Raw genomic sequence first — 15,500 nt, forward strand, 5'->3', positions numbered from 1 at the left:
AAGGATGTTCGGCACCAGCCCACCGAACACCCTCCGGGAGCACCGATGCACTCACGCGCAACGGCCCTGACGGCCGCCTCCGTCGCCCTCGCCCTGGTCACCGCACCGATCGCCGCCGCACCGGCCCTGGCCGCACCCGCCCCCGCCGAACCCGCACCGGCTGCCTGCCACGTCCTCTCCGGCCGGGACTCCCCCGCCGCCGGCCGCGCCCCGGCCGGCCCGGACGCCGAAGCGCTGCGTGCCGCCATCGCCGCGCTGCCCGACGCGGACGCCACGGCCGCCCTGGTCCGCGTCGGCGGCACCGGCGGCACCTGGCGCGGCAGTGCGGGCGTGCACGATCTGCGCGGCGGCCGGCCGGCCGACCCGGACGCCCGGTTCCGGGCCGGTTCGACGACGAAGGTGGTGACGGCGGCAGTCGTACTGCGGCTCGCCGCACAGGGCAGGGTCGACCTGGACGCGCCGGTCCAGCGGTATCTTCCGGGCCTGCTCACCAGGGACTTCCAGCCCATCGCCGTACGGCAGCTGCTCAACCACACCAGTGGCATCCAGGCCGGTGACGGCTTCGGGGACGACTTCGAGGAGCAGTACGCGCACCGCTTCGACACACTGACGCCACGCCAGGTGGTGGCGTCGGCGGCGGCCAAGGGGCCGGAGTTCGGGCCTGGCTGCCGGCAGGACTACCTGAACATCAACTACACGATCCTCGGCCTGCTCATCGAGAAGGTGACGGGTCACTCGTACGCCTCCGAGGCCACGCGGCTCGTCCTGCGCCCCGCGGGTATGCGGGACACCTACTTCCCCGGCACCGACCCGCGGATCCGCGGCCCGCACAATCACGGCTACCAGGCGGTGCGCGGGGCCGACGGCACGACACGCTTCGTCGACGTCACCGACTGGAACCAGGCGGACCGCTGGGCGGCCGGTGACATGATCTCCACGACCGCCGACCTGGAACGGCTCCTGCACTCGCTGTTCCGCGGCCGTATCGTGCCGGGGCCGCAGCTGCGGGAGATGTTCACGGTCCCGGCGGGCATCGAGGGCGCCACCTACAGCGCGGGCCTCCAGCGCTTCGAGTACGACGGCCGGGTGTACTGGATCAAGAGCGGCGCACGGTACGGCTACAGCGCCGTGCTCGGCGCGACCCGCGATCTGAGCCGCACCCTCGTCTACTCGGTCAACTCCACCGACGCCAAGGGCGAGTCCATGAACCCGGTGGCCGAACGCATCGCGCTGGCGGCACTCAGGTAGCGGATCGTCCGCCCAGCAGCCGGTGGGCCGCCGCGTGCGAGGCCAGCGCGGCCCCGCCCGCGAGGGCCAGGCCGAGGGCCAGGTCCCGGGGGCGCGTGGGGCGCAGGACACCGGCGCGGCGCAGGCGGGCGCGGGCCCAGAGGGTGAAGGGGACGACCACGACGGGCGAGGTCGCGGAGCCCGGGGTGTGACCGCGCACCGCCGCGGCCTGGGCCAGGTGGACCAGGCCGTGCAGCCCGAAGGCGTTCAGCGTCGTCTGGTACACGGCGGAACGCCCGCCGGTCGCCCGGCCCGCGGCGGACGCGGCGGCGACGAGCGTGCCCACCAGCCCCACGGCCACCGCGAATTCCCGTGTGTCCACGGATTCGAGCCGTCGCCACACCGCCTCCGGCACCTGGGGGAACCGCTCCCGCAACACCGGTACATGGCGTCGCAACGACCGCCGCACGGTGGCCAACTCCTCCGCGTCGTGCAGGGCCCAGGCCGCCAGCAGCCCGAACGTGACGGTGGAGCCCACCTGTTGGTCGCTCGGCGTGTGTGTCACGCAGGTGAGTCTGCTATAGACCCACGATGGCGTTCCAGCGCTTGGCGAAGTCCACGCGTTCCTCGGAGGACATGTCGCGGGCGATGGCGAGGCGCTTGCGCATGGTCGCGTCGGGGAAGATCAGCGGGTTCTCGGCGAGTTCGGCGGTGTCCTTGTCCTTGGAGTCGGCGAGCACGCCCTGGGCGGCCGGAACGGGGCAGACGTAGTTGACCCAGGTGGCGAGTTCCGCGGCCACCTCGGGGTCGTAGTAGTAGTCGATCAGGCGTTCCGCGTTGGCCATGTGGCCGGCCCGGTTGGGGATCATCCAGGAGTCCGACCACAGTTCGGCGCCCTCCTCGGGCACGACGAAGCGGATGTCGGGGTTGTCGGCCTGGAGCTGGATCACGTCGCCCGAGTAGGCCTGGCAGGCCAGGACGTCCCCGCTGACCAGGTCCTTGGTGTAGTCGTTGCCGGTGAAGCGGCGGATCTGGCCCTTGTGGACCTGCCGCTCCACCTGGTCGCAGACCTTGTCGAAGTCGCGGGTCCTCCACTTGGTGATGTCCACGCCGTTGGCCTGCATCAGCAGGGCGAACGCCTCGTCCAGGCCGGACAGCAGGGTGACGCGGCCCTTGAGGTCGCTCGCCCACAGGTCGGAGACCTGGCGGATCTCGCGGCCGAGCTTGCGGCGGTTGTAGGCGATGCCGGTGATGCCCGACTGGTACGGCATCGTGAACTTGCGTCCCGGGTCGAAGGCGGGGTCGCGCAGCAGCGGGTCGAGGTACTTGGCCACCTGCGGCTGACGGGCACGGTCCATCTCCTGCACCCAGCCCAGCCGGACGAACCGCGCGCACAGCCAGTCGCTGATCACGACGAGATCGCGGCCCGGGTCCTGATGGTTCATCAGCGACGGGCTGATCTTGCCGAAGAACTCGTCGTTGTCGTTGATCTCCTCGACGTAGTCGACGGCGATGCCCGTGCGCTTCTCGAAGGCCTCCAGCGTGGGCCGCCTGTTCGGGTGCTTGTCGTCGGTGTCGATGTAGAGCGGCCAGTTCGCCCAGATCAGCCGGTGATCGGTGGCGGAGGCGTCCGGGATGGCGCGGTCACCGGGCTGGACGTAGGCGGCGGGTACCCCGCAGCCGGCGAGCGCACCGAGCGCGGCCGTGCCGCCCAGGGCGCGCAGCAGGGACCGGCGGGAGAGCGGGGGCGTCTTCGGAGTCTTGGGCACCGACCAAGGATGCCGTCCGTGTCCGTGGCCGGACAATCGACGCAGCGTCGAGCACGCCGGGAGGGATCCGACACCTTGTCGATCAACGCCCGGCCGCACCCCGGGCTTCCTGCCCCGGACACACCGCGGCCCCGGACGGTCCGTCCTCCGTCCGGGGCCGCGAGCGGGCGAACCGCCCGGTCAGCGTGTCACGCGTCGAGCGACGTCATGACGTGCTTGATGCGCGTGTAGTCCTCGAAGCCGTACGCCGACAGGTCCTTGCCGTAGCCGGACTTCTTGAAGCCGCCGTGCGGCATCTCGGCGACCAGCGGGATGTGGGTGTTGATCCACACGCAGCCGAAGTCGAGCCTCTTGGACATCCGCATGGCGCGGGAGTGGTCCTTGGTCCACACCGAGGAGGCCAGCGCGTACTCGACGCCGTTGGCCCACTCCACGGCCTGGTCCTCGTCCGAGAAGGACTGCACGGTGATGACCGGGCCGAAGACCTCCCTCTGGATGATCTCGTCGTCCTGCTTCAGGCCCGAGACGACGGTCGGGGCGTAGAAGTAGCCCTTGTCGCCGACCTGGTGGCCGCCGGCCTCGACCTTGGCGTGGGCGGGCAGCCGCTCGATGAAGCCGGCCACCTGCTTGAGCTGGTTGGGGTTGTTGAGCGGGCCGAACAGGACGTCCTCGTCGTCCGGCTGCCCGGTCTTCGTCTCGGCCGCGGCCTTGGCGAGCGCGGAGACGAACGCGTCGTGGATGGACTCGTGCACGAGGACGCGGGTGGCGGCCGTGCAGTCCTGGCCGGCGTTGAAGAAGCCGGCGACCGAGATGTCCTCGACGGCCTTGTCGATGTCGGTGTCCTCGAAGACCACGACGGGGGCCTTGCCGCCCAGCTCCAGGTGGACCCGCTTGAGGTCCTTGGAGGCCGACTCGGCGACCGACATGCCGGCGCGCACGGAGCCGGTGATGGAGGCCATCGCCGGGGTCGGGTGCTCCACCATCAGACGGCCGGTGTCGCGGTCGCCGCAGATGACGTTGAAGACGCCCTTGGGCAGGACCGAGCCGATGATGTCGGCGATCAGGACCGTGGAGGCGGGGGTGGTGTCCGACGGCTTCAGCACCACCGTGTTGCCCGCGGCGAGCGCCGGGGCGAACTTCCACACGGCCATCATCATCGGGTAGTTCCACGGCGCGACCTGCGCGCAGACGCCGATCGGCTCGCGGCGGATGATCGAGGTCATCCCGTCCATGTACTCGCCGGCCGAGCGGCCCTCGAGCATCCGCGCCGCACCCGCGAAGAAGCGGATCTGGTCGACCATCGGCGGGATCTCCTCGGAGCGGGTCAGCCCGATGGGCTTGCCCGTGTTCTCCACCTCGGCCGCGATCAGTTCCTCGGCGCGCTCCTCGAAGGCGTCCGCGATCTTCAGCAGAGCCTTCTGGCGCTCGGCCGGGGTGGTGTCGCGCCAGCCCGGGAAGGCCGCGGCGGCGGCGGCCATGGCGGCGTCGACGTCCGCCTGCCCGGAGAGCGGCGCGGTCGCGTACGCGTCGCCGGTCGCGGGGTTGACCACCTCGGTGGTCCGTCCGTCGGCGGCGTCGCGGAACTCGCCGTCGATGTAGTTACGGAGCTTGCGCAGCCGTCCCAGCTCGGTGCTCACTGCCCGGCCCTCCTGGTCCTGTTCAAGATGTCCCATCGCTGAGGCACCCACCCTAGTCCGCGGTGCCACGTTTTCAACACCCCTGTCAGCGCGAGTTCTGCGAAATCCGCACGTCTCGGTGTCGCAAACAACGAATTTCATCGCCCCGGCCTTGCGGAACTGTCGATACGTCGTGCAGAGTATGGTCGTGCCCAGTCGAAGCGCAGAGCAGAGGGACTCCCGCGAGTCCAGGAACGGCAGCAGCCCGAACCTGGACACCGTCTCCCTCGCCATCATCGAGCAGTTGCAGGAGGACGGCCGCCGTCCGTACGCCGCCATCGGCAAGGCCGTCGGCCTGTCCGAGGCCGCCGTGCGCCAGCGCGTCCAGAAGCTGCTCGACCAGGGCGTGATGCAGATCGTCGCCGTGACCGACCCGCTCACCGTGGGCTTCCGCCGGCAGGCGATGGTCGGGATCAACGTCGAAGGCGACACGGAGTCCGTGGCCGACGCTCTGACCGGCATGTCGGAAGTCGAGTACGTGGTGATGACCGCGGGCTCGTTCGACATCCTCGCCGAGATCGTCTGCGAGGACGACGACCAGCTGCTGGACGTCATCAACAAACGCATCCGGGCGCTGCCCGGCGTGCGCTCCACCGAGAGCTTCGTCTACCTCAAGCTCAAGAAGCAGACCTACATGTGGGGAACCCGATAACCGTGAGCAAGGACCTCAGCCGTACCGCGTACGATCACCTGTGGATGCACTTCACCCGCATGTCCTCGTACGAGAACGCCCCCGTGCCGACGATCGTGCGCGGCGAGGGCACCTACATCTACGACGACAAGGGCAGGCGCTACCTCGACGGTCTCGCGGGTCTGTTCGTGGTCCAGGCCGGTCACGGCCGCACGGAGCTGGCCGAGACCGCGTCCAAGCAGGCGCAGGAGCTGGCGTTCTTCCCCGTCTGGTCCTACGCCCACCCCAAGGCCGTCGAGCTGGCCGAGCGTCTGGCGCACCACGCCCCGGGCGACCTGAACAAGGTCTTCTTCACCACCGGCGGCGGCGAGGCGGTCGAGACCGCCTGGAAGCTCGCCAAGCAGTACTTCAAGCTGACCGGCAAGCCCACCAAGTACAAGGTCATATCCCGCGCGGTCGCCTACCACGGCACCCCGCAGGGCGCCCTGTCCATCACCGGCCTGCCGGCCCTGAAGGCGCCGTTCGAGCCGCTGGTTCCGGGCGCGCACAAGGTGCCGAACACCAACATCTACCGCGCCCCGATCTTCGGCGACGACCCGGAGGCCTTCGGCCGCTGGGCCGCCGACCAGATCGAACAGCAGATCCTCTTCGAGGGCCCGGACACGGTCGCCGCGGTCTTCCTGGAGCCGGTGCAGAACGCCGGCGGCTGCTTCCCGCCGCCGCCCGGATACTTCCAGCGCGTGCGCGAGATCTGCGACCAGTACGACGTGCTGCTCGTCTCCGACGAGGTCATCTGCGCCTTCGGCCGCCTGGGCACCACGTTCGCCTGTGACAAGTTCGGCTACGTCCCGGACATGATCACCTGCGCCAAGGGCATGACCTCGGGCTACTCCCCGATCGGCGCGTGCATCATCTCCGACCGCCTGGCCGAGCCGTTCTACAAGGGCGACAACACCTTCCTGCACGGCTACACCTTCGGCGGCCACCCGGTCTCCGCCGCGGTGGGCCTGGCCAACCTCGACCTGTTCGAGCGCGAGGGCCTCAACCAGCACGTGCTGGACAACGAGGGCGCCTTCCTCTCGACCCTGCAGAAGCTGCACGACCTGCCGATCGTCGGCGACGTCCGCGGCAACGGCTTCTTCTACGGCATCGAGCTGGTGAAGGACAAGCACACCAAGGAGTCCTTCAACGAGGAGGAGACCGAGCGGGTCCTGTACGGCTTCCTCTCCAAGGCGCTGTTCGACAACGGTCTGTACTGCCGTGCCGACGACCGCGGCGACCCGGTCATCCAGCTCGCCCCGCCGCTGATCTCCAACCAGGAGACCTTCGACGAGATCGAGCAGATCCTGCGCGCGACCCTGACGGAGGCGTGGACCAAGCTGTGACCGCGGCGGCCCGACCGCCGCGCGAAAGGCGCACACCTGCGATCAGCTGATCATCACCGGCCCCGGTGCCGACCGTTCGAGTGAGAAACGGCGGCCCGGGGCCGTGTGCTGTCCGGGCTCCTGACAGGGGCTGCCTAGCGTGCTGTTGACGCGTCACTCTGCGTCGGACCGGCTCCGTGACCCGAGGTCTTCAAACTCGTTCGCCCGTACGGGGGACACGGCACGGCATTCCCGATGAGAACCGAGGTGTACGCCCATGGACGTCCCACCCGAGAACGAGGTGCTCTGGGCGCGGGCCCTGCACTACACCCACGACGACGGCTCGCCCGCTCTCGGCGGCGTCTCCCTCGGTGTGGCGCAGGGCGAGATCCTCGCCGTGAGCGGGCCGAGCGGCAGCGGCAAGACCACCCTGCTGCGGTGCCTGTCCGGCATGACGCGGGTGCGGCGCGGCGAGGTCTGGTTCAACAGCGTCCCCCTGCACAGCCTCGGCCCGCTGGCCCGTGAACGGCTGCGCAGGGACCGGTTCGGCTGGGTCGACCCCGCGCCCGTGCTCGTACCGGAGCTGAACGTCTGGGAGAACACGGCCCTGCCCCTGATGCTTCGGGGCACCAGCCGGCGGCGGGCCAAGGCGGCCGCCCTGGAGTGGCTGGAGCGCCTCGACGTCGGCGACCTCGCGCGGATGCGCCCGCACCGGCTGCGCCAGGCCGAACGCCAGCGCGTCTGCATCGCCCGCGCGCTCGCCCCCTTCCCCACGGTGCTGTTCGCCGACGAGCCGACGGCCCCGCTGCACCGCGCCGACCGCGCCCATGTGCTGCGCACGCTCACCACCGCGGCGCGCTCGCACGGCATCACGGTCGTCCTCGCCACGCACGACCCCGCGACCGCGGCCCTCGCCGACCGGACGGTGCCGGTGCTCGACGGGCGGTGTGTGAGGACCGTGCATCTGCCCCCGGTCGGCGACACGGCGGAAGGCCGGGCCGCGTGCTCGCTCTCCGTCTGATCCGCGTCGCCCGCCCGGGCGTCCATCTGCGCCGCCTGACGGTCGCCGCGGCGTCGGCGGGCACGGGCTTCCTGCTGCTGTCCAGCCTCGGCTACGCGCTCGGCCACCCGGAGCACGCGGCCGCGGCCGCACTGCGGCTGTCCTGGTGCGTGCTGCCCCTGGCCGCGACGCTGTACCTCGCGGTCGCGGTGGCCCGTACCGACCCGGGGACCCGTCCCCGTCCCGGCCTCTCGGCGCTCGGCCTCGGCCAGGGCCGGCTGATGGCCGTCTCGGCGGCCACCACCGCCCTGGCCTGCGGGCTCGGCTCGCTGCTCGCGCTGCTGGTCTTCATGTCCCTGCGCGGCGTCGGCGCGGCGCAGGCGTTCCTCGCGGCCGGGGAGCCGCTGCCGGTGCCGGCGGTGCTGACCCTGCTGGCCGTCGTCCCCGTCCTCGCCTCCGTGGCGGTCGCGCTGGTGCTGTACCCCCGCGAGGCGCGGCCCTCGGCGCCCCGGCCTCCGGGCCGGTTCGGCCGCTTCGGCGCGTACCGCCGCACCGGCACGCCGGAGACGTTCGGTGCGTACGGCCGCTTCGGCGCCCGGCTCGGCGACGGCACCGCCACGCGCCGGGGCGACTCGGCGACGGCCTGCGCGACCCGGCCCCGGGACACGGCCGTCAGCACGGTGCGAACCGGGGACGGCCCTACCGGGGAAGACCTGACCGGGGCGGACCTGACGGGTACTGACCTGCCCCTGAGTGGCCTGACCGGCCCCGACCCGACCGGGACCGATCTGACGGGGACCGACCGGACCCGGATCGACCCGACCGGAACCTACCCCGCCCGGACCGACCCGAGCAGGCACGGCCTGACCGGCGCGGACGTGACCGGGACCTACCTGGCCGAGACCGACCGGACCGAGACCGACCCGACCAGGGCCGGCCTGACCGAAGCCGACCTGGCCGGGGCGGAGCCGGCCGGGGCGTCCGGCGCCCATGGGGGCGAAGGTGTGCGTGACGGCTCCGATCCCCACCGGCCACCGGCACCGCGGCAGGTGCCCTCCGGGCTCCCCTGGGGCATCGCCGTGCTCGCCGCCGGGCTGGCCGTGGAGGCGTACGCCGGACAGTCCGCCGACTCCGCGGCCGCCCCGGGACCGACCCTGCCCGGCGGGCTTGCGGCCGACTCCGCCACGGTGCTCGTCGGCTGGCTGATGACCGCCCTCGGCCTCGCCCTGGCCGGCCCCGGCCTCACCCACCTGTGCGGCCGTGTGCTCCAGGCCGCGCGCCCGGGAGCCCTGCGGCTCCTGGCCGGACGCGTCCTGATGGCGGAGGCGGGCCGCGTCGGCCGCCCGCTGGGCGTGGTCTGCGCGGTGGCGTCGGGGACGTACGCCATGATCGCGGCCTACGACGGCTCCGCCCGGCCGCTCGGCCCGCTGACGGCACTGGGCACGGTGCTCGTCACCGGCTGCGCCCTGACCACCCTCCTGATCGCCGCCGTCGAGGCGAGGCAGTCCCGTGCCGACACCACCGCGGCGCTGCGGCGGCTCGGCGCGCCGGTCACGATGCTGCGCTCGGCCGCCCTCCTGCGCTGCGGCGCCCTGCTGGCCCTGTTCGTACCGCTGACCCTGGTGGTCGCCGACCTCGCCGCACTGCCGCTGCTCCCCTGAGCCACCGGCCCACCGGCTCGCCGCCGGGCCCGGAGAAGACGTACAAAAAAGTCCCGGGGCCCCGATGAGTTCCGCGCCGGCCCCGGGTCTACCCCTGCGAACGGCAAAGAACCGCGATGGGAGAGACCCGCCATGTACCAGCAGATGATCTTCGTGAACCTGGCGACGAACGACGTGGCCGCGTCCGGGAAGTTCTTCACCGACCTCGGCTACACCATCAACCCCCAGTTCTCCACCGACGACTGCGCCTGCGTCGTCATCAGCGACACCATTGTCGCGATGCTGCTCAGCAAGCAGCACTACGCCAACTTCACCAAGAAGGAGATCGCGGACTCGACCAGGTCCAGCGAGGTGCTGATCTGTCTGAGTGCGGAGAGCCGCGAGAAGGTCGACCAGCTGGTGGACAAGGCGGTCGCGGCCGGTGGCACCGTGAGCGGCGAGACACAGGACCACGGCTTCATGTACGGCCGCGCCTTCGACGACCTCGACGGCCACACCTGGGAGGTCATGTGGATGGACCCGGCAGCGGTGCAGGGCTGAGCCCGCGGGGGCGGAGGCTCACCACGATCGGGGCGGGTGCGTCGGCACCCGCCCCGACGTCTGCCAACACGTTGAAACATTTGCCTAGTTAATAATGCGGTAAAGTCAACGCCGGTGGGAGGCTTTCGGATTGACACTCCCGCTGGAGCACTTATAAATCTGAGCCTCCTGGGGTTTCTGTGGGTTCGGCCTCGTCGCCGCCCCAACGCCCCCCAAACCCCCCGCAATTGGGCATCCCGTGAAGGGCAAAGTGGCTATCTTGTCCATATCCCGCCGTACCGCACGTACCGTGCGCATCCTCGGTGTCGCCTCCGCGTCCGCCGCTCTCGCTCTCGGCGCTGCGGGTAACGCACTCGCCTGTGACATCAAGGACTTCTCCGCCGAAGCCAAGTGTGACGGCGAGAACGGTGTCATCGTCGTCAAGAGCACCGACACCTCCAAAACCCCGGCCACGGTCACCGTGTTCCTCGAGGACAAGGGTGCCGACGCCAAGAAGATCGGTGAGAAGCCGATCCAGGGTGCGACCACGATCACCTTCGCCGAGGACTGGCAGCCGAACGCGGTCTACCGGGTCCACGTCGAGACCGCGAAGAACAGCCGGTTCAAGGTCAACGCGGACATCAAGGGCAACCTGACCGCTCCGGCGACCGCGTGCAAGTCCGAGAAGCCGAGCGAGGAGCCGACCGAGGAGCCGACCGATTCCACCACGCCGTCTCCGACGGAGACGGAGACGGAGAAGCCGGCCCCGTCGGAGTCCGCCCCGGAGTCGGAGGAGTCCCCGTCGCAGGAGGCGTCCTCGGCGCCGTCCGCCTCGGAGAGCACCACCGCCCCCGCGGGCGCCGAGGCCAACGCCCCGTCGCCCGCGGTCGGTGACTCCAACCTCGCCGAGACCGGTGCCGACTCCAACACCGGCATGATCGCCGGCATCGCGGCCGCCCTGGTCGTCGTCGGCGGTGGCGCCGTGTTCTTCGGCATGCGCCGCCGTGGAGCGAACAGCAACCGCTGACGCCCCGCGCACACCATCCGTGGCCCGCCCCCGAGTTCGGGGGCGGGCCACGGTCGTTCAGAAGGCCGCCCGCTCCAGCCAGAACTCCAGCGCCTCGCGCTCGCCGAGCACCTCCAAGCCGGGGCTGTCCAGGGGAAGCCGGCGACAGAACGCGAGCAGCACGGAGGTGAGCGGCCCGCGCAGGGCGACGGTCGCCTTCTCATGACCGCGGCGCCAGACGACGCCGTCCTCGGCGAGCTCGACGACCCACTCGGCGTTCAGCCCGGGATCGGCGTCGGTGGCGTGCAGATGGATGCTGCGGCCCGGCCCGCGCAGCTCCTGGATGCCCGGGCGCGCGTTGCTCCGCTGGATGAACTGCACGATCTGCAGCCACTCGTCGACGGCGTCGGCGGCCACGTCCGCGGCGACCTCGTAGGGCCGGCCCGCGGTGAGCGCCGCGTCGGCACGGTGGATCGTGATCTCGTGGGTCATCCGGCGGGCCCAGAAGCCGGCGTCGAGGATTCCGGCCCAGGTCCACACCTTCGTGTCCGGTCCGGCATCACGGAGGGCCTCGACGAGGATGCGGCCGGTCTCCGCCAGCCAGGCGTCCAGGGCGGCCGGGTCGCCCTGCGCCTCGGGGCCCCCGGCCAGTGGGATCTCCGTGGGCGGAATGTTCTCCTGTGCGCGGGTCCTGACCAGCGCCTCGGTCCAGCGCAGGGCGCCGCCCACGTGCCGGACCAGCTTCTCCAGTGTCCAGTCCGGACAGGTCGGCACAGTGCTGGACAAGTCGGTCCCGGAGGTGACCAGGGACCTCAACTCGTCGACTTGGTAGGCGATTTGGTCGCAGTAACGGTTGTAGGCAAGTAGCGTCATGCTCCGCACACTAGGTGCCGCGCGATCATTCCATCACCAGGATTTCGGCCGTGTCGAACTCCACCGCCACCCCGTCCCCGACCTCCGGTGCCGTACGCAGGGCGCAGGCGGCCTCCAGACGCGGGGCGTTGGCGGGCTGGAGGTGGACGGTGACGTGGGTGCCCTTGAAGGTGCGCGCGGTCACCGTGCAGGGCAGGCCCTCGTCGGCGGGGACCAGGCGGACTCCGGCGGGCCGGACGAGGAGGGTGCGGGAGCCCTGGGCCGAGCCGCCGGGCACCGGCACCTTGCCCCACGGGGTGACCGCGGCCTCTCCGTCCACGCTCGCCTCCACCACGTTCTCGAAGCCGAGGAAACGTGCCACGAACGCATCGGCCGGCCGCTGCCACACCTCAAGTGGCGTCCCCGACTGGGCGATCCTGCCGTCCCGCATCACCACGACCCGGTCGGCGAGGGCGAAGGCCTCGCCCTGGTCGTGCGTGACGGCGAGCACGGTCGTGCCCAACCGCCCGAACAGGTCACGCAGTTCCACGACGAGACGCTCCCGCAGCGAGCGGTCGAGCTGGCCGAGCGGCTCGTCCAGCATCAGCAGCCGCGGCCGGGGGGCGAGCGCCCGGGCCAGGGCCACTCGCTGCTGCTCCCCGCCGGAGAGCGCGGCCACGGCACGCCGCCCGGCCCCGGGCAGCCCGACCAGCTCCAGCAACTCCCCGACCCGGGCGTCCCGTTCTCCCTTGGCCGAGCCGCGCATACGCAGTCCGAAGCCGACGTTGCCGGCCACGTCCCGCTGCGGGAACAGCTGGTGGTCCTGGAACATCAGCCCCACCTCGCGCCGGTGCACCGGCACCCCCGACTGGTCCCGCCCGTCCAGCAGCACCCGTCCGGAGTCCAGCGGCTGAAGCCCGGCCACCGCGCGCAGCAGCGTCGACTTACCGCTGCCGCTGGGTCCGAGCACGCACACGATCTCGTGCTCGGCGACCGACAGGTCGACCGCGTCCAGCACGGCCCGTCCGCCGAAGCGCACGGTCGCGGCATCGAGGCTCAGCAGCATCTAGAACTCCCCGCTCCGGTCGGTGCGCAGCCGCTCGAGCACCAGCAGCGCCACCGCGCACACCACCATCAGAATCGTCGACAGGGCCATCGCCTGGCCGTAGTTGAGGTCGCCCGGGCGGCCGATCAGCCGTGCCACGGCGACCGGCAGCGTCGGACTTTCGGGCCGCGCGATGAACACGGTCGCCCCGAACTCCCCCAGGGACACCGCGAAGGCGAACCCGGCGGCGATCAGCAGCGCCCGCCGTACGAGGGGCAGGTCGACCTCCCGCCACACCCGCCACGGCGAGGCCCCGAGCACGGCCGCAGCCTCCCGCAGCCGTACGTCCACCGCGCGCAGCACGGGCAGCATGGTCCGTACGACGAAGGGCACGCCGACCAGGGCCTGCGCGAGCGGGACCAGGATCCAGGACTGCCTGAGGTCCAGCGGCGGCCGGTCCAGGGCGATCAGGAAGCCGAAGCCGACGGTCACCGCCGAGACCCCGAGCGGCAGCATCAGCAGCGCGTCGAAGCCGCGCACGAGCCGGCCGGCGTCCCGGCGGGTGAGAGCGGCGGCGGCGAGCGCGCCGATCACCACGGCGATGGCGGTCGCCGCGGCGGCGTAGCTCAGGGAGGTGCCGACGGCGTGGATCGGCGCGACCAGGAAGGTGCCGCCGTCCGCGTTCGTCAGCGCCCGGTAGTAGCCGAAGCCGGGCGCGGCGAGCGACCGCTGCACCAGTACCGCGAGCGGCAGCACGAGGAGGACGGCGACGGTGGCGAGGACGCCGGCCAGCAGCGTCCACTGTCCGGCGCCGCGCGGCCGGCGGGCGGTCAGCGAGGCGTCCACCAGCTTCAGCGCGGTCTCCCGGCGCCGTACGGTCCAGGCGTGCACGGCGAGGATCGCGCCCACCGCCGCGAACTGGAGGATCGTCAGGACCGCCGCGGTCGCCAGGTCGAAGATCTCGGAGGTCTGCCGGTAGATCTCCACTTCGAGGGTGGAGAAGGCGGGGCCGCCGAGGATCTGCACCACGCCGAAGGAGGTGAACGTGAACAGGAAGACCATCAGCGCCGCGGCGCCCACCGCTGGGGCCAGCGCGGGCAGGGTGACCTTGCGCCAGGCGGTCAGCGGCGAGGCGCCGAGCATCCGGGCCGCCTCCTCCTGGCGCGGGTCGAGCCCCGCCCACAGTCCGCCCACGGTCCGTACGACGACGGCGTAGTTGAAGAAGACGTGGGCGAGCAGGATCGCCCACACCGTGGTGTCCAGCCGGACGCCCCACAGTTCGTCGAGCAGGCCGCCCCGCCCGATCAGCGCGAGGAACGCGGTGCCGACCACGACGGTGGGCAGCACGAACGGCACGGTGACGACGGCCCGCAGGACCTGTCGGCCGGGGAAGTCGAGGCGGGCGAAGACATAGGCGCCGGGCAGGGCGACGAGCAGGGTGAGCGCGGTGGAGGCGAGCGCCTGCCAGGTGGTGAACCACAGCACGTGCCGGATGTCGGACTGTCCGAGCACATCGGTGATCCGCCGCAGCTGCCAGGCCCCGTCCGTCTCCAGGCCGCGCCGGACGATCGCGGCCACGGGGTAGGCGAAGAACACCGCGAAGAACGCGACGGGCACGGCCATGAGGCCGAGCCGCGCCGCGTTCCCCGTGCGGCGGCCGCGTCCGCGGCCTACCTGAGGACGAGCGAGGTCCACGACTTGACCCACTGGTCACGGTTGGCGGCGATCCTGTCGGGGGCCAGGGTCTCGGGGTTCTTGGCCTGGGGGCCGTACTCGGCGAACTCCGCGGGCACCTGGGCGCCTTCGCGCACCGGGTAGACGAACATGTTCAGCGGCATGTCGTCCTGGAACTTCTTGGTGATCAGGAAGTCCAGGAAGGCCTTGCCCCCTTCGGTGTTCCTGGCGTTGCTGAGCAGTCCCGCGTACTCGACCTGGCGGAAGCAGGTGCCCTGCGCGACGCCGGTCGGCGCGGTCTTCGGCCGCGGGTCGGCGTAGATGACCTCGGCGGGCGGCGAGGAGGCGTAGGAGACGACGAGGGGCCGGTCGCCCTTGGCCTTCCTGCCGCCGGCGGAACCGGAGAACTCCTGGTTGTAGGCCTGCTCCCAGCCGTCGACGACCTTGACGCCGTTGGCCTTGAGCTTCTTCCAGTAGTCCTGCCAGCCCTGGTCGCCGTACTTGGCGGCGGTGCCGAGCAGGAAGCCGAGGCCGGGCGAGGAGGTGGCGGCGTTCTCGGTGACGAGGAGGTTCCTGTACTCCGGCTTGATCAGGTCGTCGAACGAGGCGGGCGGGGTCAGCTTGTGGTCGGCGAAGTACTTCTTGTCGTAGTTGACGCAGATGTCGCCGGTGTCGATGGGCGTGACCCGGTGCTTGGCCTCGTCGACCCGGTACTGCGGCAGGACCAGGTCGGCGCCCTTCGGCTCGTACGGCTGGAACAGCCCGTTGTCCAGGGCGCGGGACAGCAGGGTGTTGTCGACGCCGAAGAAGACGTCGCCCTGCGGGTTGTCCTTGGTGAGGATGGCCTTGTTGACGGCCTGGCCGGCGTCGCCGTCCTCCAGGACCTTCACCTTGTAGCCGGAGCTCTTCTCGAAGTCGGCGATGACGCTCTTGGAGGCGGCCCACGAGTTGTGGCTGACGAGGGTCACCGTTTTGGCGCCCGCGGAGCCCTTGTCGCTGGGTGACGAGCCGCACGCCGACAGCGTGACCAGGCCGAGCCCGACCGCGGCCACGGCGAACGTCTTGATGTGCACTGG

Annotated in this window: 14 protein-coding genes; 7 read left to right on the plus strand and 7 right to left on the minus strand. The window is 71.3% G+C overall.

The features are described from left to right. Positions 1–45 precede the first annotated feature (45 nt). Positions 46–1,248: a serine hydrolase domain-containing protein gene (locus tag CG719_RS29110; RefSeq protein ID WP_100571697.1), complete on the plus strand. Its 1,203-nt coding sequence runs from the start codon at positions 46–48 to the stop codon at positions 1,246–1,248. On the opposite strand, the gene CG719_RS29115 is transcribed toward CG719_RS29110, so the two are convergent. The 3 genes from CG719_RS29115 to CG719_RS29125 form a co-directional block, all read right to left on the minus strand. Further along, positions 1,241–1,792, minus strand: coding sequence for an HXXEE domain-containing protein (locus tag CG719_RS29115; protein ID WP_100571698.1), 552 nt, complete (start codon positions 1,790–1,792; stop codon positions 1,241–1,243). The two genes, CG719_RS29110 and CG719_RS29115, sit on opposite strands and share 8 nt — an antisense overlap. 13 nt (positions 1,793–1,805) lie before the next feature. Further along, positions 1,806–2,996 (minus strand): ABC transporter substrate-binding protein, encoded by a 1,191-nt coding sequence (locus CG719_RS29120; RefSeq protein ID WP_100571699.1) that lies wholly within the window; start codon positions 2,994–2,996, stop codon positions 1,806–1,808. Between the two features lie 188 nt (positions 2,997–3,184). Beyond that, complete coding sequence (locus tag CG719_RS29125) at positions 3,185–4,633, minus strand: gamma-aminobutyraldehyde dehydrogenase (RefSeq protein ID WP_100571700.1); 1,449 nt, start codon at positions 4,631–4,633, stop codon at positions 3,185–3,187. Positions 4,634–4,814: 181 nt separating this feature from the next. Here CG719_RS29125 and CG719_RS29130 point away from each other — a divergent pair, with 181 nt between their 5' ends. From CG719_RS29130 to CG719_RS29155, 6 genes are all read left to right on the plus strand, one after another. After that, positions 4,815–5,324: an Lrp/AsnC family transcriptional regulator gene (locus tag CG719_RS29130; RefSeq protein ID WP_199836821.1), complete on the plus strand. Its 510-nt coding sequence runs from the start codon at positions 4,815–4,817 to the stop codon at positions 5,322–5,324. After that, positions 5,309–6,688: an aspartate aminotransferase family protein gene (locus CG719_RS29135; protein ID WP_100571701.1), complete on the plus strand. Its 1,380-nt coding sequence runs from the start codon at positions 5,309–5,311 to the stop codon at positions 6,686–6,688. Before CG719_RS29130 ends, CG719_RS29135 begins: the two co-directional genes overlap by 16 nt. Positions 6,689–6,944: 256 nt before the next feature. After that, the gene (locus tag CG719_RS29140) at positions 6,945–7,688 is read left to right on the plus strand and encodes an ABC transporter ATP-binding protein (RefSeq protein ID WP_100571702.1); all 744 of its coding nucleotides are present in this window, start codon (positions 6,945–6,947) and stop codon (positions 7,686–7,688) included. Then, positions 7,670–9,328, plus strand: a complete 1,659-nt coding sequence (locus tag CG719_RS29145) for a pentapeptide repeat-containing protein (protein WP_100571703.1) — start codon at positions 7,670–7,672, stop codon at positions 9,326–9,328. Before CG719_RS29140 ends, CG719_RS29145 begins: the two co-directional genes overlap by 19 nt. Before the next feature lie 132 nt (positions 9,329–9,460). Continuing rightward, on the plus strand, positions 9,461–9,868 hold the full coding sequence (locus tag CG719_RS29150; RefSeq protein ID WP_100571704.1) for a VOC family protein: 408 nt from the start codon (positions 9,461–9,463) through the stop codon (positions 9,866–9,868). 250 nt (positions 9,869–10,118) lie between these two features. Continuing rightward, the gene (locus CG719_RS29155; protein ID WP_100571705.1) at positions 10,119–10,874 is read left to right on the plus strand and encodes an LAETG motif-containing sortase-dependent surface protein; all 756 of its coding nucleotides are present in this window, start codon (positions 10,119–10,121) and stop codon (positions 10,872–10,874) included. Between the two features lie 57 nt (positions 10,875–10,931). Here CG719_RS29155 and CG719_RS29160 read toward each other — a convergent pair whose 3' ends face one another. From CG719_RS29160 to CG719_RS29175, 4 genes are read right to left on the minus strand one after another with little or no spacing between them, the layout of a single operon-like run. Continuing rightward, complete coding sequence (locus CG719_RS29160; RefSeq protein WP_100571706.1) at positions 10,932–11,726, minus strand: maleylpyruvate isomerase N-terminal domain-containing protein; 795 nt, start codon at positions 11,724–11,726, stop codon at positions 10,932–10,934. Between the two features lie 25 nt (positions 11,727–11,751). Further along, entirely contained in the window at positions 11,752–12,771 is a 1,020-nt protein-coding gene (locus tag CG719_RS29165) for an ABC transporter ATP-binding protein (protein ID WP_100571707.1), read from the minus strand. Then, entirely contained in the window at positions 12,772–14,445 is a 1,674-nt protein-coding gene (locus CG719_RS29170) for an ABC transporter permease (RefSeq protein WP_199836822.1), read from the minus strand. It abuts the gene before it with no gap. Further along, positions 14,421–15,497 (minus strand): thiamine ABC transporter substrate-binding protein, encoded by a 1,077-nt coding sequence (locus CG719_RS29175; RefSeq protein ID WP_100571709.1) that lies wholly within the window; start codon positions 15,495–15,497, stop codon positions 14,421–14,423. The genes CG719_RS29170 and CG719_RS29175 overlap by 25 nt, the downstream gene beginning before the upstream one ends. Positions 15,498–15,500 lie beyond the last annotated feature (3 nt).

The organism is Streptomyces sp. CB01373, from assembly GCF_002803075.1.
In the GTDB taxonomy this organism is placed as follows: Bacteria; Actinomycetota; Actinomycetes; order Streptomycetales; family Streptomycetaceae; genus Streptomyces.

What these genes read in the sequence shown, in the direction of transcription:
- CG719_RS29110 (WP_100571697.1), top strand. Translation starts at nt 46, where the DNA reads ATGCACTCACGCGCAACGGCCCTGACGGCCGCCTCCGTCGCCCTCGCC.
- CG719_RS29160 (WP_100571706.1), bottom strand. Translation starts at nt 11,726, where the DNA reads ATGACGCTACTTGCCTACAACCGTTACTGCGACCAAATCGCCTACCAA.
- CG719_RS29165 (WP_100571707.1), bottom strand. Translation starts at nt 12,771, where the DNA reads ATGCTGCTGAGCCTCGATGCCGCGACCGTGCGCTTCGGCGGACGGGCC.
- CG719_RS29150 (WP_100571704.1), top strand. Translation starts at nt 9,461, where the DNA reads ATGTACCAGCAGATGATCTTCGTGAACCTGGCGACGAACGACGTGGCC.
- CG719_RS29130 (WP_199836821.1), top strand. Translation starts at nt 4,815, where the DNA reads ATGGTCGTGCCCAGTCGAAGCGCAGAGCAGAGGGACTCCCGCGAGTCC.
- CG719_RS29140 (WP_100571702.1), top strand. Translation starts at nt 6,945, where the DNA reads ATGGACGTCCCACCCGAGAACGAGGTGCTCTGGGCGCGGGCCCTGCAC.